This is a genomic window from Thalassotalea loyana (assembly GCF_030161435.1).
Lineage (GTDB): Bacteria > Pseudomonadota > Gammaproteobacteria > Enterobacterales > Alteromonadaceae > Thalassotalea_G > Thalassotalea_G loyana.
This window is the reverse complement of record NZ_BSSV01000009.1, coordinates 24080-45232: the sequence shown is the minus strand read 5'-3', so window position 1 is coordinate 45232 and position 21153 is coordinate 24080. Positions and strand designations below refer to the sequence as shown.

Genomic DNA, 21153 nt, shown 5'->3' with positions numbered 1-21153 from the left:
TAAAACTCTATAACAAGAATCAGAAAAAATAATTTGTACTATAGTAGTATGCTAGTTAAGTTATTGAATATTATTGTTTAATTTGTGTTTTTTAGTCTTTCAGCCAAAATTTTACAATGTTTTTCGATGCACTTATCGGTGCTGGAAGTAAATATGCTGATGGTGATTCAAATGAATTTTCTTGTCGGTTTATCATTAAACCATGACCAAAGTTTTCAACTTCAATTAATTCAAGTACTGGAATATTTTGTGTATTCTCCCAGACCGTTTTTTTGAATCCCTGATGTTGTTTTTCTTGCTTTGTTAAGGAGACATTTTGAAAAGCTAGCCACTGAAGCGCACCGAAAGATGAATTTTTGGGGTTCACAACTGAGTCGGTTAAGCCAGTCCAAATTGTTAAACGTGGTAGCTCAATGTCAGTTGAACGACGCTTTTGTATTGTCTTTGCCATTAGCTCTGCTGACTGGTTTGGTCCTGAGCGCATGCACGATATAGCTTTAGTCAGATTATCTGCACATGGATAAGGAATTCCCGCAACAATCGCAACGCCATCTAACAATTCTGGATATTGATACATAAAAGCACTAGCCATAGCTCCACCCGCTGACAAGCCAGCTAAATACAGTTGTGTACTTTGTGTTTTTTTTTTAAATGCTAAAACCATATTCTTTAGCGAAAGCATTTCACCGCTGTCTAAATCTGTATCTTGAGTTGAAAACCAGTTAAAACAGGATTGAATGTTGTTTGTAGATGCCTGTTGTGGGATAAGTAAATTAAATCCTTCTTTTTTTGCAAGCCCCAAAAAGCCGCTGTTGCTAGCGAATGTTTTACCGTTTTGTACACAGCCGTGAAGCAATATAACGCCAATTTTTTTCTGGGTACTTGTGGAGTAATACGTTGCAGAGAGTTCACCAGGATTTTCGCCGAAGTTGTCAAGAGGGTGCAATTCAGCATGGGCTGCAAAGGTATTCATTGTGAATATTAAGAAAATTACATAGTAGGCAATCTTTCTCATTTATCATTCCTATAGCATTAAACATTATTAGTGAGTGTTATCTTCGCTAGATACACGAAATAAATACATGGCACTTTAGTGCCAGCTGCATATTAGGTATCTTTTGGGGGCTGGTAAGCACTTTTTAAGATATCAACAAACGCCTGGGCGGCAGTTGATAACGTGCCATACCGTGCGCATACTATGCCGACCTGGCGGCTAATCTCGGGATGTTTTAAGCGGCGACAGATTACTCCTTGCGCATGCAGTTGATCTCGATATAAGGAAGGGATTGCACTAACACCAAGACCTGTTGCGACCATTTGGCCGATTGTCGCTAGATGATTGGTTTCATATGCAATATTGATCGATTGACTGACTTCTTCTAATGAGGACTCAAGTAGATATCTGATGCTTGATGGTTTTTGAAGCGCAATAAAGGGTTGAGATTCTATATCCCGCCACGTCACAACTCGTTGTTTCGAGAGCTTATTAGCCTTGTGAATCGCAACAATAAAATTGTCAGTAAATAATGGGATAAATGTAAGAGCTTCTGAAGCTCCAGGGTCGAAACTGACCGCCAATTCTGCCTGACCTGTTTTGACTAAATCTATGGCTTGCTCGGCAATAACATCATGCAATTTTATCTCTATTGATGGATATGCTTCTCGAAAGTTCATCAGGTGATTTGGAAGAGCTGTGCTGGCAAAAGATGGCATTGCGGCTATTGATAGCTTTCCTTTATTCAGCGAAAACGTGTTGGCTATATCATCAAAAGTTTCGTCCCACTTGTGTAGCAACCTTTTAGCGATAGGTAAAAAATATGCGCCTTCTGGGGTGAGAGAAATTTTGCGTGTTGATCGTTTTATTAGATTACCGCCTATCACGTCTTCAAGCTTTTTTAATGCAATGCTAAGAGCAGGCTGAGATAAATGCATTATTTCAGCGGCTTCAGCGAAACTAAGTCGTTCTGCTGTTTCGATGAATATTCTCAATTGCTTGACGGTAATTTGGGAATAATCTTTTTTCATTTTAAATAAAGTTTATTAATCGATTGAATTTATAAATTAGATTAATGTTTTGATGTGGGCAATGATTTTCTTCAACTCATGAATTGAAGATGGGAGAAAAAATGTCTGGTTTTAATAAAGTTGTGTCGACTTACCAAGAAGCGATGCTTGGATTAGAAGATGGAATGACGGTCATTGCTGGCGGTTTTGGTTTGTGTGGAATACCTGAAAATCTTATTCAGGAGATTGCTAATAAAAAAACGCAAAATTTAACCTTAGTTTCGAATAACTGTGGCACGACTCATTATGGGCTCGGCGTCTTATTAGTTAATAAACAGATCAGGAAAATGGTCGCGTCATATGTTGGTGAGAATGAAGTGTTTGAGTCACAAATGATGTCTGGCGAGCTTGAAGTTGAGCTTACCCCGCAAGGAACTTTGGCTGAAAAAATGCGTGCTGGCGGTGCTGGTATTCCAGCATTTTTCACTGCTACAGGGTACGGTACACCTGTTGCTGAAGGGAAAGAAGTGAAAATGTTTGATGGACGGAACTACATACTCGAAGAAAGTATTACAGGGGATTTTGCGATCGTAAAAGCATGGAAAGCAGATACTTTTGGCAATTTGGTTTACCGAAAAACAGCGCGAAACTTTAATCCTATGGCAGCTACCGCTGGAAAAATCACGGTTGTTGAAGTTGAAGAAATTGTAGAACCCGGTCAACTTGATCCTGATGAGATTCACACGCCAGGTATTTATGTCGATAGGCTCATTAAGGGGCAATTTGAAAAACATATCGAGCAGCGTACAACGCGCGATTGTTAAAAGGAGAAAAACATGGCTTTAACGAGAGAGCAAATAGCAATGCGCGTCGCACAGGAGTTAAAAGACGGTTATTACGTTAATCTGGGGATCGGTATCCCTACTTTAGTAGCCAATTATGTGCCCAAGGAGATGGCAGTAATGTTGCAGTCTGAAAATGGGCTGTTAGGCATGGGAAGTTTTCCTTTAACAGGTGAGGTTGATCCAGACTTAATCAATGCGGGAAAACAGACTGTAACATCGGTCACAGGTGCTTCGATTTTCGATAGTGCTGAATCTTTCGCGATGATTCGCGGTGGTCATGTTGATTTGACCGTGCTTGGGGCTTTTGAGGTCGATGTAAACGGCAATATAGCGTCATATATGATACCTGGTCGATTGATTAAAGGGATGGGGGGCGCGATGGACTTGGTCGCCGGCGCCGATAATATTATTGTTACGATGACGCATGCATCAAAAGACGGAACGTCAAAGCTACTACAAAATTGTCAACTACCATTGACGGGTAAAGGCTGTATTAGAAAAGTACTTACTGACTTAGCTTTTATTGAAATCAGAGAAGGGAAGTTTCATCTTCTTGAACGCGCACCCGGCGTGAGTGTTCGACAAATTGTAGAACTTACACAAGGAGAGCTAGAGGTCCCTGAATATGTTCCTGAAATGAAATTTTAGGTACTAAAAAAGAAGCCATAACAAGAAGGGAGGAAATTAAACACTTGTTATGGCTTATAAACGAGCATTCTAATGTTTACTGGGCAGTCCAAGCTCCATCCATAGGTAACGAGGAGCCAGTGATTGCTTTAGCAGCATCACTGCATAGAAACCTAATGAATTCACCAATTTGCTGTGGTATCGCCATTTCTGGTAACGGCTGTTTTTCGGTGACGAGTGCATATCTTGCCTCTTCAAACGGTAACCCTTGCTGATTGGCAATATCTTCTATTTGTTTGTTAATTAATGGTGTATCCACCCAGCCTGGGCATATTGAGTTTGCTGTGATGCCGTTTTCCGCATTTTCTAAAGCGACGACCTTTGTTAAACCTATGATGCCGTGCTTTGCTGCGCAATATGCCGATTTGTTTTTGGAGGCGACCAAACCATGTACTGATGCGATATTAATGATGCGTCCCCAACGATTTTGGGTCATATGTGGTAAGGTTTGTTGTATGAGGTGAAACGCAGCGCTGAGGTTTATCGCTAAAATGTCATTCCATTTTTCAGTTGGAAAGGTTTCTGTTCTCTCTGTATGTTGGATACCCGCGTTATTAATTAAGATATCGATACCACCGAACACGTTGACTGCATCAGTAACTAATGAAGAAATTTCTGTTGGCTCTTTTAGATTGGCATTACTAAAATGCGTGTTAACTTTATATGTCTGCTCAAATTCAATAGCAAGTGCTTGACCTTCTTGATCTGAAAGTAAGCCGTGAATCACAAGGTTAACACCATGTTTTGCTAAGACATGAGCAGTAGCGAGGCCAATACCACTGGTTGAGCCGGTAATTAATGCGACTTTTTTGTCTAACATTGGACATTCTCATTAAATTAAATCAATGTTGAGTGTATGAGAATGTTAAATGAATTGATTTAGTACCTTAGTACCATAACTAGAAAGGGATAGTTTGAGCGAATAGTTTGAAAGCTATTCGCTCAACGATGTATTAGCTCGGGTAGTTTGATTTTAATGCATCATACACCTGAGTTTGAAAGTCAGGATGGGTAACATCTAAAGTATTAACCACGTCAGCTAACACTTCATTGTCTTCTTTGCCATTCCATACCTTAATATACGTGCCTTCTTTATAGCCGTGATCTTGGCGAAAGAAATTTAAGGTGTTTTTACCTACGTATTGGCGGAAAAGTTCAGTTAAATCCATATCCATCAAGCGCATGCAATCTGCAAATGCTAGACCGTTAAATGCCTTATTTGACACTGCATCTGCCGCTAAAGACTCTAACGCAATCTTAAAATCTGTTTCATTGCTACTTAATGCTAAATCAGCTGTTAGCTGCTGTGTCACTTTTTCTACATCACTCTCAGCCATGAGGCGAAGGCTTAATCCAAAGTGAAAAATATCAACAAGCTCAAGTTGCACTTGTGCGACATCGATTTCTTGGTGCTTCCACCATTTCCAGCCATGATGGTCTAGCATTTCGGCACATTCTACCCAAATTGCACGGTACCATTCATAGTTGTTGGCACGCCATGTTTCACTCACACGAGAGTTCATAGCATCTTGCATTTTTAACATTTGGCTAATTTGAACTTTAGCGGTTTCTAAGTTTGTCATCATATTCTCAATTAAGACTTTAATGGTAATAGTTTGCCTAATAGCGTGAGGCGAAACAAGGTCACAAAATAAAAAAACGCGAAACAGTGGTATCTACTTTTCTCTTTTGAATGTAACGAAGACGGTGCAATCTATTGAGTGATTTAATTTTTGACATCCACAAACTAGACCCGGCCGAACAGTGCTTAAGTAACGTTAGATAGCCGAGCCTCTCGGACTCAGAAAACCCCAGAAAGCTAGTTGTGGATATCTGGGCTATTAGCCTTTGAGTGATAGCTGTCTTGGTACAAGGTTATTTGATTTCTACCGGCGCGCTTTGCTTGGTATAGTGCTTTATCTGCATGGTCTATAAGCATATTGGGGTATATGCGGTATAAAGCGTCGCAATAAGAAATACCGACACTTACGGTTACATGGCTTAATCTGTCATCACGATGATTGTGTGGAATATTGAGTTGATTAATGCCTTGGCAAATGCGCTCTGCAACTGCTTTTGCATGTTCAACGCTGACATCACTTAACAGAACAATAAATTCCTCGCCGCCATATCGAGCAATGACATCTCCTGGTCTTCGAGCAATATCGGCAGACTTTAAGAATTCTGCGAGTTCAATTAAACAATTATCGCCAGCAAGGTGGCCGTAGTTGTCGTTATACGATTTAAAGTGATCGACATCAAATAGCAAAATGGATAATGATTTCTTGTCTCTAAGGTTTCGTTTCCATTCTTTTTCAAACACGGTATCAAAATGACGCCTATTAGAGAGCCCTGTCAGTGCGTCTGTAGCAGCCGTCTCTTTCAGGTCAGCCATTGCTTTCTTCAAATCTGCTTTGGCTTTTTCTAAATAATTTGTTCTGATTTTAACTTTTTTCTCAAGCGCTTTATTTAATCTGAGCGTCTGCAATTGCCATCTGCGCCTCATTCGCCAGATGACTGTTAGCATTATGAGGCATAAGCTGAATGTTATGACCATTACCACAACAAATACTTTTACTGTATGTTGAAAAGGCAACAATGCTTCAGCTGCGTCAATTTCCGTAGTAAAACCAATCCCTAATTTAGGCATCCATAGCCAAGTTCCCAAAACGGTAACGCCTCTGTAGTCTCTGTACCCATTTAAATTAAATCCATTGATGCCTTGAGTCGCTTGTTGCGCCATTTGAGTCAGTGGCTTTTCGTGGTCACTCGGATAAATAGGAGGATTCTCTAACAGATTAACCCCGGGATCTGTGATCTTGATACCATCACTGCCGTAAAGCGGTTGCAAATGCGTTAGCTGTAGTTGGCTTGTAAATCGACTTTCTGTGATCATTCGCGCGTCTTTATCGAATGCGTATGTCTCTCCTGTATCGCCGATTCTTCCAAGTGACGCAAGCTTGGACAGGTGCACACGAGGATTGAGGCGTATGGCTATGACATTATTGATATTTCCATTCGGCTCAATAATTGGGGTGATAATAAACATAGTCACCGAGTTATCTACCAAAACACCGTATTGGTTTTTCAGTTTGATGTCAGATAATAGTGGAGGCGTTAGCACGGTTGCTCCCTTGAATGCTGACGCTAAATGCTCGGGGTAGTGGTGTTCAATTAAGTTCGTTGTTCCAATATTGGCATCGCGTATTGACGCGAGGTTGACTCTGTCTGTAGCAATAATAAAGAAGCCAAGATCTTGGTTGTTTTGCAATATAGGGCGCATGTAATGTCGCAACTCAATGAGCGCTTGCTTTTTCGCTATATCATCATTTAAAAGCCTGGATTGCGTGAGTTTTATACTGTTATTAATAACGTTATCTGATCTTGCTATAGCTTTGATGTAGTTCTTTCGACCTTCGATGTAAACTTGTGTTGCTTTTTCTACTGTAAAGAGCACAGTCTCAAGTGAATCTTTGATGTAGGTTTTAAATTTGTTTTCTAGATGAGAAACCGTTAATACACTGATCCCGCTTATTACTACAAAGAAAATAGCTAAATAAAGAAAGTAAATACGGGAAAACTGACGGTTTTTCATAATCCAAACAACTGCTTGATGTGCGATTAATAAAGGGCTGTAGCTTAGTTAAGTATATCAGCTTTAGTTGTTTCTTGGTATAAAAAAACGCCACTGAGGTAAACTCAGTGGCGTTTTCTAATGATTAAACGTGGTAATTTGCTTTATGAAGCTTGTGTGAATTCGCACTCAAGCACAAAGTCTAAAATCCCCATCGCAGCTTTACGGCCTTGGTCTATCGCCGTTACTACAAGGTCCGAACCCAATACCATATCTCCTCCGGCAAAAACATTCTGCTTTGTTGTTTGCATCGCAAAATCAGATTGTTCATTTGCTAGAACACGGCCTCGTTCATCGATACTCACCCCTGCTTCCGTCATCCACTTCGGTGGGCTAGGTAGGAAACCAAACGCAATGACTACAGCATCGGCAGGCATGATAAATTCAGAGCCTTGTATTGCCTCAGGCGAACGACGACCGTTGGCGTCAGGTGCACCAAGTTGTGTTTTGACAAATTTAACCCCAGTAACAGCACCACTTTCATTAATTTCGATATCCAATGGTTGAAGGTTAAATTCAAACTTAACACCTTCTTCTTTGGCGTTTTGCACTTCTCGAGGTGAACCCGGCATATTTGCTTCATCACGTCGGTATGCACAAGTAACACTGCTCGCTCCTTGCCTAATTGAAGTACGGACACAGTCCATTGCTGTATCACCACCACCCAACACGACGACTTTTTTATCTGTCATATCAACGTATGGCAGTGCACCGTCGGTAATGTTCATGACTTTTTGGGTGTTGGCGATAAGGAAATCTAACGCTTTATAAACACCTTGAGCTGATTCATTTTCAAACCCGGCCTGCATACTGGTGTATGTGCCTAGTGCGAGAAAAACAGCATCAAATTCGTCACTAATTGCACTAAACTCTATGTCTACACCAACGTTGGTATTCAGGCGAAATTCAATCCCCATACCTTCAAATATCTTGCGACGGCGTTTAATGACATCTTTCTCTAATTTAAATGACGGAATACCAAACGTTAGTAGACCACCAATTTCAGAGTGTTTGTCGTAAACAACACAATCAATTCCATGTCGTGTAAGTACATCAGCACAAGCTAAGCCAGCTGGGCCTGCACCAATAATAGCGACACGTTTATTGAGCTTAACAACATGTGACAAGTCTGGTGTCCAACCTTGTTCGAATGCTGTATCGGTAATGTATTTTTCGATATTACCTATTGTTACGGCACCAAACTCATCATTCAACGTACAAGCAGATTCACACAGCCTGTCTTGAGGACAAACACGGCCACACATTTCAGGCAAGCTGTTCGTTTGATGACAAAGTTCAGCTGCTTCGAAAATCTTACCTTCTGTAACTAGCTCAAGCCATTGCGGGATATAGTTATGCACTGGGCACTTCCACTCACAGTATGGGTTACCACAGTCTAAACAACGATCTGCTTGGCCTTTACTTTGTTCTGAACTCAATCCTTGATAGATTTCGACGAACTCTATTTTACGCTCGTCGATAGGCTTTTTAGGTGGATCGATTCTTTTAACATCAATAAATTGATAAACGTTTTTACTCATTATTCTATCCTTACCAACGATTATTGTGCTTGAACACGAAGCTCAGCAGAACTGCGGCTACGGTGACCAAGTAACGACTTAATATCAGCTGATTTAGGCTTAATTAACTTAAATTTGCCTGCATATGCATCGAAATTGGCAAGAATTTCTTGAGCATGTAAGCTGCCGGTCTCTTCAACATGTTGATTAATGATGCCACGAAGATGTTCCTGATGAATCACAAGCTCACCCATCTCTACCATTTCAATTGATTCAGTGTTTAGGCGAATATCAAGATCGTTATCTTCGTCTAAAATGTAAGCGAAACCACCCGTCATACCCGCACCAAAGTTAAGGCCAACCTTGCCTAGGATAGTAACGATACCACCAGTCATATACTCACAAGCGTGATCACCAGTACCCTCAACGACAGCATGCGCACCAGAATTACGCACGGCAAAGCGTTCACCAGCACGGCCACAACCGTAAAGCTTCCCGCCAGTAGCACCATATAAACAGGTGTTACCCATGATCATTGCTTCATTTGATTGGTACTCAACACCTTTTGGTGGCTTGATAACGAGCTGACCGCCGGTCATACCTTTACCAACGTAATCATTAGCATCACCGGTTAGCGTCATGTGTAATCCACCCGCATTCCAAACACCAAAGCTTTGTCCCGCAGTACCTTTTAAGTTGATCTTAATCGGATTTGCCGCCATACCTTGATCACCGTGCTGACGTGCAATTTCACCTGATAAGGCGGCACCAACTGAACGGTCAGTATTGGCGATATTTAATCGGAATTCACCACCTGAACTGTGGGCAACTGCATCACGCGTTAGTTCGACAAGTTGTTGATTTAATTTACCTTCATCAAACGGTGTGTTTTCTTCCGTTTGGTGAAGTGCTGTATTGCTACCAGCGACAACTGGCGCAATAATTGGCGATAAATCAAGCTTTTGTTGTTTCGCGCTAATACCTTTTAGAGGCTCGAGTAAATCGACGCGGCCAATAATAGCCGTTAGGCTTTCAACACCTAACTGCGCAAGGATTTCACGAACATCTTGCGCGATAAACTTGAAGTAGTTCATCACCTGTTCAGGTAAACCTTTAAAGAATTGTTCGCGTAGTACGTCATCCTGTGTTGCAACACCCGTCGCACAATTGTTTAGATGACATATACGTAGAAATTTACAACCTAATGTGACCATAGGAGCAGTACCGAAGCCAAAGCTTTCTGCACCTAAAATCGCCGCTTTTACAATGTCCGCACCGGTTTTCAGGCCGCCGTCAACTTGTAAACGTACTTTATGACGTAAACCGTTTTCGACTAATGACTGATGGGCTTCTGCTAGCCCTAACTCCCAAGGACAACCGGCATATTTTACTGATGTTAATGGACTTGCACCGGTTCCACCGTCATATCCAGAAATCGTAATAAAGTCGGCATAGGCTTTCGCTACACCTGACGCTATCGTGCCAACACCCGGACCGGATACAAGTTTCACTGAAATAACAGCTTTCGGGTTAACTTGTTTTAGATCGAAGATAAGCTGTGCTAAATCTTCAATTGAGTAAATGTCGTGATGTGGTGGAGGTGAAATCAGTGTTACCCCCGGGACTGAAAAACGGAGCTTAGCAATTAATGGTGTGACTTTGTCACCCGGTAATTGACCACCTTCACCTGGCTTAGCACCTTGTGCTACTTTGATTTGCAATACATCAGCATTTACGAGGTAGTGAGGCGTTACACCAAATCGACCAGAGGCAATTTGTTTGATACGAGAATTCTTAACGGTGCCAAATCGACGCTCATCTTCACCGCCTTCACCAGAGTTAGAAAAACCACCTAAGCGGTTCATTGCTATTGCTAACGCTTCATGTGCTTCTGGGCTCAGAGCACCTATTGACATCGCAGCTGAATCAAAGCGTTTGTATAACTCTGTATCTGCTTCAACCTTGTCAATGTTGATCGCTTTTGTATCGGCTTTAAATGCTAGTAAATCGCGTAACGTGGCAACAGGTCGCTCATTTACTTCTTTTGCGAATTTTTGATATTTCGCATAATCGCCCGAGCGAACCGCCTCTTGTAAGTAACTCACGACATTTGGGTTATAAGCATGATACTCACCGCCGTGGACGTACTTTAAGATACCGCCATGGTTCATTTTTTGATGTGGTAAGAATGCTTTGCGAGCAAGGTTAAAGTTGTCTTGCTCAATGTCTTTAAAGTCGGCACCTTGAATTCTGCTAGGCAAATCAGGGAAACACAGTTGCATGACATTTTCATGTAGGCCGATTACTTCAAATAGGCCTGCACAGCGATAGCTTGCGATGGTTGAAATACCCATCTTAGAAAGTATTTTTAAGAGTCCTTTATTAATACCATTACGGTAATTAATTAGCGCCTCGCGCGCAGGAAGATCAATATGACCTTTCTCACATTGTTGCTCGATAGTTTCGTAAGCTAAGAATGGGTAAACAGCCGTCGCACCTAAACCAAGCAATACAGCAAACTGATGTGAGTCTCTTGCAGAAGCTGTCTCAACAATGATATTGGAATCACAACGTAATTGGGCATCAACTAAACGTTTTTGTACCGCACCTACAGCCATTGCCGCCGGTATAGGCAGCAGCCCTTTATGTACTTGTCTATCAGATAGCACAAGAATTACAGTGTTTTTATCTCGTACTAATTCTTCAGCTTCATCACATAAACGACGAATCGCGTTTTCTAAACCTTCTTCCGGATCGTAGTTTAACGTTAAGGTATCCGAACGATAATGCTTAGGATCTAATTCTCGTAGCTGTTTTAAACCGGTATACATTAAGATCGGTGTTTCGAAAATAATGCGGTCCGCATGTCCGGTTGTTTCATTGAACACATTGTGCTCACGTCCCACACAGGTTGCTAAAGACATGACATATCTTTCGCGTAACGGATCGATTGGGGGGTTTGTTACCTGAGCAAACTGTTGACGGAAATAGTCATATAGAGAGCGAGGCTTAGATGATAATACAGCCATCGGCGTGTCATCGCCCATCGAACCTGTTGCTTCTTGACCATTTTCAGCAAGCGTTTTTACAACCTGCTGAATCTCTTCGTAACTATAATTAAATAGTTTGTGGTATTGAGCTAATTGTTCATCAGAAAAGATACGTTGGCCGATGAGTGACGCTTCCATTTTATCGAAAGGCACCAAGCGGCGAATGTTTTTGTCTAACCACTCGCGGTATGGGTGACGAACTTTTAAGTCGTTATCGATTGAGTGAGAGTCAAAAATTTTACCTGTGTAGGTATCAACAGCAAGCATTTCACCGGGACCGACACGTCCTTTCTTCAATACTTCATCTTCGCCGTAATCCCATATACCAACCTCAGACGCTAGCGTGATGAACCCGTTACGAGTGATCACGTAACGTGCAGGGCGCAAACCGTTTCTGTCGAGATTACAAGCAACATGACGTCCATTAGTCATCACGACACCTGCTGGGCCGTCCCATGGTTCCATATGCATTGAATTGAACTCATAGAAGGCTTTTAAGTCGTCATCCATGCACGGATTATTCTGCCATGCTGGTGGCATTAATAAGCGCATAGCACGATATAAGTCCATACCTCCAGCCAAGAACAGCTCAAGCATGTTATCCAAAGATGAAGAGTCGGAACCTGATTCGTTTACAAAGGGTGCGGCGTCTTTCAAGTCGGGGAGTAGCGGAGACTGGAAGCGATAGGTTCTTGCTCTGCTCCATTGGCGGTTTCCGCGAATGGTATTTATTTCGCCGTTGTGCGCTAAATATCTAAATGGCTGAGCCAATTGCCATTGCGGTGATGTATTTGTTGAGAAACGCTGATGAAACACACAGATTGCACTTTGCATACGAATATCAGCTAGATCCAAGTAGAAATTAGGTAGATCTGCCGGCATCATCAAGCCTTTATACACCGTAACTAAGCATGACAAACTTGCGATATAAAATACGGAGTCAGTGATGCGCTTTTCGGCACGACGACGAGCCATATATAGGCGGCGTTCAAGATCTTTATTTCTCCAACCTGGAGGTGCATTTACGAAAACTTGCTCGATGCGAGGTTGGTTCGATGCCGCTATTTCACCTAAGCAACCACTATCTGTTGGCACTTCACGCCAACCAACTAGCGAAAGTGTTTCTCGTGTCAGCTCTTCTTCTAATATTGCTTTTGTTTGCTCAGCAATAACAGGGTCGGGATTCAAGAAAATCATCCCAACGCCATATTTCTTGCCAAGGTTCCAGTTGTTTTCTGTAGCAATTGATTGAAAAAAGCTGTCTGGTTTCTGGATCAGAAGACCACAACCATCACCCGTTTTACCGTCGGCGGCGATACCACCACGGTGTTGCATTCTATCAAGGCCAGTAATGGCTGTTTTTATGAGCTTATGGCTCGCTTCACCCTCAAGGTGGGCAATTAAACCAAAACCACAATTATCTTTTTGCATTTGTGGATCATAAAGCATCATCTCTTCTCTCCTAAAAAGTCGCCATAGCTAAGTAGGATGCATGTTGAAGAATATTTTTATGATAATTATGCATATTTACCCTACTTTTTACGCTAGAGGAACTTTTAACATTAACTAGTTATTCATCATTCGTCAATAAAAATAGAGTATTTGCTCGTAGTTTTATTACAGGTTTATTAGAGTAAAATGGACTGGTTTATAAACAAAATGCAATATTGTTGGGTTTTTAGTGTGTTAATGGTGTATTTTTAACCTTGTGAGTTGTCTTGGTGTAATTAATTTTCATTTGAAGGTCAAAGGGATTAAATCTATTTATTATCGATATTTTGTATATTTATGCTGTAGGGCGGGTGTGCTATTCAGCTTGTTTACCTTGGGTTGGTAGCGCCATTATCATCACTATTTTTCTCCGTTTATGTGGATGAATTAAGTAACGGATATAAAAAAAGGCCCATTTTGGAATTCAAAATGGGCCTTTCTAAATTTGATTTGAAAACTTACGGTTGATAGCCGCCTTCAATACCTTTTGTGGTAACACTTACAGCGTCATGCGCATGTAATGACTCTAAATGATTTATTTTCAGCCAAAAGTCATCAAACTCAGTCGCTTGTAACATTGCGTGTTGTAAACGGCGAGCTGCGTCTTCACAAAACATTAGGTTTTGGCCATTTAAACGAGCAAACTCTTGCTCATCTTCACGCTTAACAGCAGCTTGTACTGGTGTTTGTAATGCATCTTCAATTAAATCGACTAAATCAGTGATTGGAAATTCACTCACTGATGCGTTTAGTTTCACCTTTACTTCAGCTACTGAACGTTGGCTATGAGGCGTAGCAACAATACCTTCAGTTGTGCCTAACCACTCGTGAACGTTCTCAAGGTTGATGCTATCTTCTGAGAATTTCTCTTTGAAAGCTTGCTGTATTAATTGGCGTGCCAAAGCAGCCGAGCATGGACAAGTTGATGAGTAGCGAACGTCAATTGCTAACTCAATATCCAATTTACCTTGATTTAAGCGACCGGTAATTGTTGTTGGGTAAGCTTTCCAACCGAGCTTTCCGCTCATTAAAGACTTTCTGCGCAAATGATAATCAAAGGCAAATTGTACTTTAGCATTATCACTGAGGTCTTGATGGCTTGATATAAAGCCGTCTAATAAGGTGACAAGCGTTTGGTAATTTAAAACGTTCTCACTTGATAGCTGATCAAGAAGTAAATATAAGCGCGACATGTGAATGCCTTTTGCTTTCGGATCTTTTAGATTCACAAATGCGTCAACGTGTGCTGAACACATACGTTGCGTTTCACCTTTAGATGCGATCATAATCGGCATTTCAATATTGCTCATACCTACCCAATCTAGAGTACCCTCTGTTTGAGCTTTAGATTGATTAGCAATATCAGGCATTGATGTTGGCATTACTTCTCCAATAAAAAATACAAGTGCGAAATATTCACTGTGTTCATTTAAGGGCGCATATTTTACCCGAAAATGATCGATTTCTTTAGTACTATTTCAACTATTTCATGGCGAAATCGTCGACAAAAACTAAACTTGACTAAAAAGGTCGGCTATTCTGAATGAAAAATGGTCTAAATGCAATAATAGCAGGGCACCAAACCATAGAACGGACTTATTGTGGAACGTTAGCTGAACGGCAACTTTTATTGTGCTTTAGATATTGTTCTAACATTAGATTTGGGTGAGCGTTTTGGTCTAGCCATTTTAAGATAGATTCGTTGTGGTTAAGAAGCTTCGATCCTTTAGCAATATGAAGGTACCAAGCTTTGTCGCCGAGGTGAAAAGCACGTTTTATGTAATTATCATGTAAGTTGCGTTGCGAAATGGCGTGAGTTAAACCGATATCAGAGCCTATAATTGCATCAACGCGACCTTTCTCAAACATTTGTAAACCATGCTCATAGCTTCGTACAGCAAGTTTATTAATGGAATTGTCTTGGTCAAATCTACTTTCAAACTGTGCGTTTTTGATAACAGCAATAGCATCAAGCTTTGCGAGGTCTTCATAGTCATTTACTGGCTTGTCCGGATCAGAAATCACAATTACCTTGGACATTGAGACTGGGCCTAAGTATGAGACTGACTCTTCGATTGCGATATTCTTAAAAATCAACGCAACATCAAGATTGTTGTTAGATAGTGCATGTAGGATACGAGCATACGGTAACACTTCTAGTTCACTTTGAATATTCAAAGACGTCAGCATATTTTTCAAGATACTGCTTGCAGCGCCTGGACATGGGAATTGAGTTGTTGTAACAAAGGGGGCAAATGAAGGTACGCTGTACACAACAGGTACACTAACCTCATCTTTAGCAAAGCTAAAAGCTGAAAGAGAAAGCAGTATGGCGTAAGCAATGTTGCAAAAGAATCGCATTGGTATCGATAGAAAATTATTTTGAATATATTTTATCACTATATAAGGTTATCTAAAGCCATAATGAACACAAAGTTCAAAAACTGATGTGAATATATCTTCACATCATAAGGTGTTATTTAATCTATTTATGGCATAATGAGCGAAGTTAACAATAGTGATTAGTAATTAAGAGTATTAATTGTGTCAGACAAACCTTTTATTGATGAAGCCTTACTAGGTGGTTATGTTGAAAGCTTAGGTAAAAATATTGTTCAGCAAATGTTTGATTTATATAAAGAACAGTCAGTGATTTATATAAATGATATTTCTGCAACATTACCGGACGGTTCTCAACAAGATTGGCATGAGCGTTGTCATAAGTTTAAGGGCGCTGCAAGTAGCGTGGGTCTATTGCGTATGCATGCATACATGGTAGACACTGAGCACTCGAAAGCGTCAACGGATGAAAAGCTGGGCTTTGTAAAAGAAATGATTGCCTTGAATGAGCAATCAGTCGCAGAATTCAAAAGCTGGCTCAACAAGCAATAACGCGAAGAGCCAGTCTTTTAAGATGGGAGCAGGTGGTTAGGCGTCTACCACACCGACAAAACGATATCCTTCACCGTGGATTGTGTTGATCAATTCCGGTGACTCTGTATCTGCTTCAAAATGCTTACGTAATCGGCGAATCGTCACATCAACGGTACGGTCGTTAGAACGTAATTCTCTACCCGTCATTTCTTTGATTAGTTGCGCACGCGTAACTATCTGTCCTGCATTTGCAATCAGCAAGCGTAATGCTCTGTATTCACCACGAGGTACAGCAATAACTTCACCTTGTGGTGAGGTCATTTTGCGAGAGTTGCCATCTAAATGCCAGCCATTAAACGCTATTATTGCATTGTCAGGCTCTTTCTTCGTTTGTGTGATGCGACTTAGGATATTACGAGCGCGAATTGTTAACTCGCGAGGGTTAAATGGTTTAGTAAGGTAATCATCCGCACCAATTTCCAAGCCTAAAATTTTGTCAATATCTGAGTCACGGCCCGTTAAAAAGATTAAGCCTAAATCTGGGTTTTTAGTCAATTCACGTGCAAGTAACAAACCGTTCTTTCCTGGAAGGTTAATATCCATGATAACTAAACTTACTGGGTTCGCTTTAAGTTCTTGTTCCATGGTTTCGCCATCAATGGCTTCTGATACATTGTATCCTTCGGCTTCAAAAAGATTACGTAAGTTGAATCGTGTTACATCTTCATCTTCAACGATTAGTATGTGGTTGTTTTGCATATCATTTTTTCCCTTTACTTACAGGTTTGATAGCGAGACTATCTTAAATTTGACTAAATTATAAACTATGTAAATTTTTTATTATGTTTGCTTATGTAATCTTATGCATTCAATTGTAAATAATAAGAAAAATTTAACCACAGCTTTTAGCGTGTTATTAACGAATGGGCGCTATTTTATTCGCTTTTTGTTAATATTTCGATAGGAAAGTCAATAATAAATGTTGCGCCGTCGTTTCTGGTCGCGTCGAGTTGAATGGTACCCTTAAGGGCTTGGGTGACTAAATTGTACACTAAATGCATGCCCAGGCCTGAACCACCTTCTCCTCGTTTAGTTGTTGAAAAGGGTTCGAAGATTTTATCTTGCATTTCCAGTGATATACCTGAACCATTATCACTGTATGTGATTGTAAGCCTGTCATTTATAGCTCGCACAGCTATCGATATTTCTGCATCATTGATTTCATTTTCAAAGCCATGAATAAAGCTGTTGATGATTAGATTGATTAAAACCTGTGTTATCGGGCTTGGCTTACTTTTTATGACTAACTCGTCGTCACAACTTATGTTTAAGTCGTATTGATGATTTTTGATTTTTGGGGTCAGTGTTAAGAAGACGTCATCAATTAATTGCTTCATATTGAAGTCACGTTCATCTTCAATGCTTTGGTCAACCGCAACTTGCTTAAAGCTAGAGATTAAATTAGCAGCTCTATCTAAATTACGAATAATGATTTGTAGGTTTTCTTCGCTCTCTTCAATGTACCTATCGAGTTGACTTGGCTTCAATGTTTTATTGTGAAATTCATTTTTTAGCCCCTCGAGTTTATCTATCATTAGGGTAGAGGCTGTGACACCAAGCCCAATAGGCGTATTAACTTCATGAGCAACACCTGCAACGAGATCTCCAAGGGATGCCATCTTCTCATTCTCAACAAGCTGTTCTTGATATTGGTGAAGCTGCTCTAAGGTTGACAGCAATTCGCTGTTTGATTCTTTGAGTGCGTCAGTACGGCTTGTCACCTTGTGTTCCAGCTCTAGGTTTTGCTCTTTGAGTAGCTTAGCGTTATTGAGATGTTTGTTTATCAGCTTATCTGTGCGTTCATATAACAAATTTATGTTGTTTGTTAGTACTTGAGCTTCGGAGAAGGGTTGTGCGCCACATCTTAACGTAAAGTCCTTTTTTTGTGTGACATCAATGACAGAATCAGAGATCAAAGAGAATGGACCTTTAACTTTTTGAAGTAACAAGTAGCCGACAATGAACGACAAAATAAATGACGCAAATACAAAGACTAACAAAAGGATAATAATATTCCGATTTGACGTGCGAATATCGGTAATGTTGCCATGTAAATATACGTACCCAACCAGTTCATCTTGCAGATAAATGGGATGTGCATATTCGATGATAGCCCCATCAAACTTCGTTTTTGATAATGCTTTTATCTCCTCAAAGTTGATAGCAAAGCTTGGAGCGTCAGGTTGCTTTTTAAAGCGACTGAAAATCGTTTCACTGTTCGTTATATTATCTACTTTGAAAATAAATATTTGATCAACGGTTGCTAGCGTATCGAGTCGCTTTAAATCCTGGTTTAGCAACTCGCTTTTATTCGATGCTATGAAGTCTAAGCTACGTTCGCCAATGACTTTAGCGACAGACTCGAATGAATTGGCAATTTGTTGTTTTTGATGATTGATATACAAGTAACTAGCCAGAGATAAGGCAAACATAAGGAAGATCAACACCGCACCGGTTGTTGACCAGAATATTTGCCTTGAAATCGAGATGTTATTTTTAGCCATTTGCCACTGTATTTTTTGTCTAACCTATTAAACTTATACTATCGATTGATATTTATCATGTTTTTTTAACGCTTTGCTTGATAAATCGTGAATCCATTCGACTTTGTTAGTTGGGAGACGCCACCAAAATGTTGCTCCATAATGGGTTGATATTTTAGAAAGCTATTTGCAACAATAGTTAGGCTGCCTTTGTTACTGATATGTTTAGATATCTTAGCCAAAAACGATTCGGTAGCTTGGTAATGGGTTTTTAGTCCCTGATGAAATGGGGGGTTTGAGATTACGTTATCGTAGACTCCAGTGATATTTGACATACTATCTGTGGCAATAAATTTGCCACTCAACCCATTCTCTGAAAAGGTTTTTTGGGCTGAAGCGATTGCTAATGCACTAACATCGGCAAGTGTTGGTTTTACGTTGGTAAAACGTTGTGTGATGAATGCTGCAATTACGCCGGAGCCACAACCAAAGTCTAACAAAGAACAATTATCGTAATCGGGTAAGTGCTCTAGCAGTAATCGCGTTCCTACGTCGAGCTTTTCTTGACTAAAAACTCCCGGTAAGGCAAAGACTGTGATTGACTCTCCATTTACGTCAATTGAATATTGTGTGAACCATTCTTTTTCATCAAAAGGTGTTGATTGCTTCAAAAAACAACCACTAAAAAGCATGCAATGTCTCGCCGCATCATCTTTTTGACAATGTTGTAAAAAGCCTTTCGAGAGTTTTTCAACGGATTTAACGCCTGAATTTTTTTCACCGACGAAATATATGACGGTGTTCTCATCAACGACATCGTTCAGCATGGCTAACGTATAGGCAAGTTCTGCCTTACTCTTTGGAAAAAGTATGATTACAATATCGTGGATCTTTTGACCGCGATAGACGTGAGAAAACTGGCTACTTAAACCGCGAGTTTGATGTGCGATATGAGTGCCGTAATGGCTTGTAAAACACTGAATGTCAGCATCTGGGAAAGTTGTTTTGTACTCGTCCAAGAATTGATCGCTAGGCAGGTTGATAAATAGCGGGTGCTTAGCGCCGAGAAGTGACAAATTCTTGATTAGAAGTTGACTTGTATTTGCAACAGACATAATGAAAATGGATAGCTGAAAAAGCTTATTATGCCATATCCTTCAATATTTTGCGTAAACGATTGTGTTTATGTGCTAGTTTTAACTTTATATTACATGGACGTTAGGTGTCATTATTTTGAACAAACTCCTGAAGCAACTCTTTACACGGTGGTTAGCAAGTAAGCTACGTATCTCTTGGCAATTGTTAAAGTATAAAATCAAATTCGCTTTATCCAGCAAGTCACCAAAGGTAGAGGTTTACCTTGCACTTAACGATCCTTATAGCTTTGTATTAGTGCAGTTGCTACCAAGGTTGCAAGAAAGATATAACATTTCGTTTGAAGTCTTTTTGATTGCCAATGCCAATAACGAGATGGTCGCAAACCATGCCCTATGGCAACAGTGGGCTGTTGTTGATGCTAATCAATTAGCTACCCGCTACGACTTGATTAAAATAAACAAGCTACCCGAAGCACATTATATTGAAACAGGGCAGCAAGAATGGTTGTTACAGCCTAAGACCATTGAAAATGCTCTCGACATTTTTAAGAAAACTTGGCTTGAAGAGTTCAACGAGTTTTACGCGTTATCAACACCTGTCATCAATTCCCTCGTTAACAATCAATATCGACAGAAAGTCAAAGGTCACTATTTACCTGCAACCATGCGGTTTGCTGGTGAATGGTTCTGGGGTGTTGACCGATTAAACCACTTGGAAAGCAAGCTTTCTCTATTTTCTTTGGGTAACTCAAAGGCATCAAGTCTATTTACAAAAACACAACTTAACCTAAGTGGTTTAACTACGCTAGACGATAATCAGCCGATACACGTTTATGTTTCGTTAAGAAGTCCTTATTCATACTTAGGGTTCGTTCAGGCGCAGCGATTAGCCCAGCATTATAAGCGCAAACTAGATATCCATTTAGTTATGCCAATGGTTATGAGAGGAATGAAAGTTTCGCGCAATAAACAAAAATATATTTTTACCGATGCCGTTCGAGAAGCAAGGCTTAAAGATATTCCGTTTGGTAAGTTTGCAGATCCGATTGGTCCGGGGATTTTGAATAGCTATCAGTTTTTTAGTTATGCGAAATATATAGGCAGAGCAGAAGACTATATCGCGGCTATGTTCAAGGCTATATACGTCGATGGTATTGATTTAAGTCGTGCCGATACCGTTCAATCGATCTGTCGTGATATAGGTCTAGATATAGAAGCAGCTGTCAATTATGCCAATCATGACAATTGGCAGACAACGATTGAAAAAACAGCGGATAAACTTCAAGAACAAGGTTTTTGGGGAGTACCCGTGTTTACTTGTGGTGATATTGCTTGTTGGGGGCAAGATCGTTTATGGCAAATTGAACAAGCAATATTAGAAATAAGCGATAGCTAAAGGTTATTGCCA

The 21153-nt window shown here is 40.4% G+C and carries 16 protein-coding genes; 4 read left to right on the top strand and 12 right to left on the bottom strand.

Annotated features, from left to right (window positions below; translation table 11 throughout):
- Positions 1-91 precede the first annotated feature (91 nt).
- Both QQK05_RS17020 and QQK05_RS17015 read right to left on the bottom strand, forming a co-directional pair.
- Complete coding sequence (locus tag QQK05_RS17020; protein WP_284300873.1) at positions 92-1015, bottom strand: extracellular catalytic domain type 1 short-chain-length polyhydroxyalkanoate depolymerase; 924 nt, start codon at positions 1013-1015, stop codon at positions 92-94.
- A 92-nt stretch (positions 1016-1107) separates the two neighbouring features.
- The gene (locus tag QQK05_RS17015) at positions 1108-2025 is read right to left on the bottom strand and encodes a LysR family transcriptional regulator (protein WP_284300871.1); all 918 of its coding nucleotides are present in this window, start codon (positions 2023-2025) and stop codon (positions 1108-1110) included.
- Positions 2026-2126: 101 nt separating this feature from the next.
- On the opposite strand from QQK05_RS17015, the gene QQK05_RS17010 reads away from it, so the two are divergent.
- Positions 2127-2828 (top strand): CoA transferase subunit A, encoded by a 702-nt coding sequence (locus tag QQK05_RS17010; protein ID WP_284300869.1) that lies wholly within the window; start codon positions 2127-2129, stop codon positions 2826-2828.
- Positions 2829-2840: 12 nt separating this feature from the next.
- Positions 2841-3497: a 3-oxoacid CoA-transferase subunit B gene (locus QQK05_RS17005; RefSeq protein WP_284300867.1), complete on the top strand. Its 657-nt coding sequence runs from the start codon at positions 2841-2843 to the stop codon at positions 3495-3497.
- Positions 3498-3573: 76 nt separating this feature from the next.
- Here the strand turns inward: QQK05_RS17005 and QQK05_RS17000 are convergent, their stop codons facing one another.
- From QQK05_RS17000 to QQK05_RS16970, 7 genes are all read right to left on the bottom strand, one after another.
- Positions 3574-4356, bottom strand: a complete 783-nt coding sequence (locus tag QQK05_RS17000; RefSeq protein WP_284300865.1) for a 3-hydroxybutyrate dehydrogenase — start codon at positions 4354-4356, stop codon at positions 3574-3576.
- Positions 4357-4489: 133 nt separating this feature from the next.
- Positions 4490-5122 (bottom strand): dUTP diphosphatase, encoded by a 633-nt coding sequence (locus QQK05_RS16995; protein WP_284300863.1) that lies wholly within the window; start codon positions 5120-5122, stop codon positions 4490-4492.
- A gap of 233 nt (positions 5123-5355) precedes the next feature.
- Positions 5356-7131 (bottom strand): sensor domain-containing diguanylate cyclase, encoded by a 1776-nt coding sequence (locus QQK05_RS16990; RefSeq protein ID WP_284300861.1) that lies wholly within the window; start codon positions 7129-7131, stop codon positions 5356-5358.
- A 143-nt stretch (positions 7132-7274) separates the two neighbouring features.
- Positions 7275-8711, bottom strand: a complete 1437-nt coding sequence (locus QQK05_RS16985) for an FAD-dependent oxidoreductase (protein WP_284300859.1) — start codon at positions 8709-8711, stop codon at positions 7275-7277.
- 20 nt (positions 8712-8731) lie between these two features.
- Positions 8732-13192, bottom strand: a complete 4461-nt coding sequence (gene gltB / locus QQK05_RS16980) for a glutamate synthase large subunit (RefSeq protein ID WP_407704905.1) — start codon at positions 13190-13192, stop codon at positions 8732-8734.
- 497 nt (positions 13193-13689) lie between these two features.
- Positions 13690-14613: a GTP cyclohydrolase FolE2 gene (gene folE2, locus QQK05_RS16975; protein ID WP_284300857.1), complete on the bottom strand. Its 924-nt coding sequence runs from the start codon at positions 14611-14613 to the stop codon at positions 13690-13692.
- Positions 14614-14827: 214 nt separating this feature from the next.
- Positions 14828-15592: a substrate-binding periplasmic protein gene (locus tag QQK05_RS16970; protein WP_284300856.1), complete on the bottom strand. Its 765-nt coding sequence runs from the start codon at positions 15590-15592 to the stop codon at positions 14828-14830.
- Between the two features lie 183 nt (positions 15593-15775).
- Here QQK05_RS16970 and QQK05_RS16965 point away from each other — a divergent pair, with 183 nt between their 5' ends.
- Positions 15776-16123, top strand: a complete 348-nt coding sequence (locus tag QQK05_RS16965; protein WP_284300854.1) for a phosphorelay protein — start codon at positions 15776-15778, stop codon at positions 16121-16123.
- Positions 16124-16159: 36 nt separating this feature from the next.
- On the opposite strand, the gene arcA is transcribed toward QQK05_RS16965, so the two are convergent.
- From arcA to QQK05_RS16950, 3 genes are all read right to left on the bottom strand, one after another.
- A complete protein-coding gene (arcA, locus tag QQK05_RS16960; protein WP_284300852.1) occupies positions 16160-16864 on the bottom strand; it encodes a two-component system response regulator ArcA in 705 nt (234 codons plus the stop codon).
- A 176-nt stretch (positions 16865-17040) separates the two neighbouring features.
- Entirely contained in the window at positions 17041-18669 is a 1629-nt protein-coding gene (locus tag QQK05_RS16955) for a sensor histidine kinase (protein WP_284300849.1), read from the bottom strand.
- A gap of 65 nt (positions 18670-18734) precedes the next feature.
- Complete coding sequence (locus tag QQK05_RS16950; RefSeq protein ID WP_284300847.1) at positions 18735-19763, bottom strand: methyltransferase; 1029 nt, start codon at positions 19761-19763, stop codon at positions 18735-18737.
- A gap of 118 nt (positions 19764-19881) precedes the next feature.
- On the opposite strand from QQK05_RS16950, the gene QQK05_RS16945 reads away from it, so the two are divergent.
- Complete coding sequence (locus QQK05_RS16945) at positions 19882-21141, top strand: DsbA family protein (RefSeq protein ID WP_284300845.1); 1260 nt, start codon at positions 19882-19884, stop codon at positions 21139-21141.
- Positions 21142-21153: the final 12 nt, after the last annotated feature.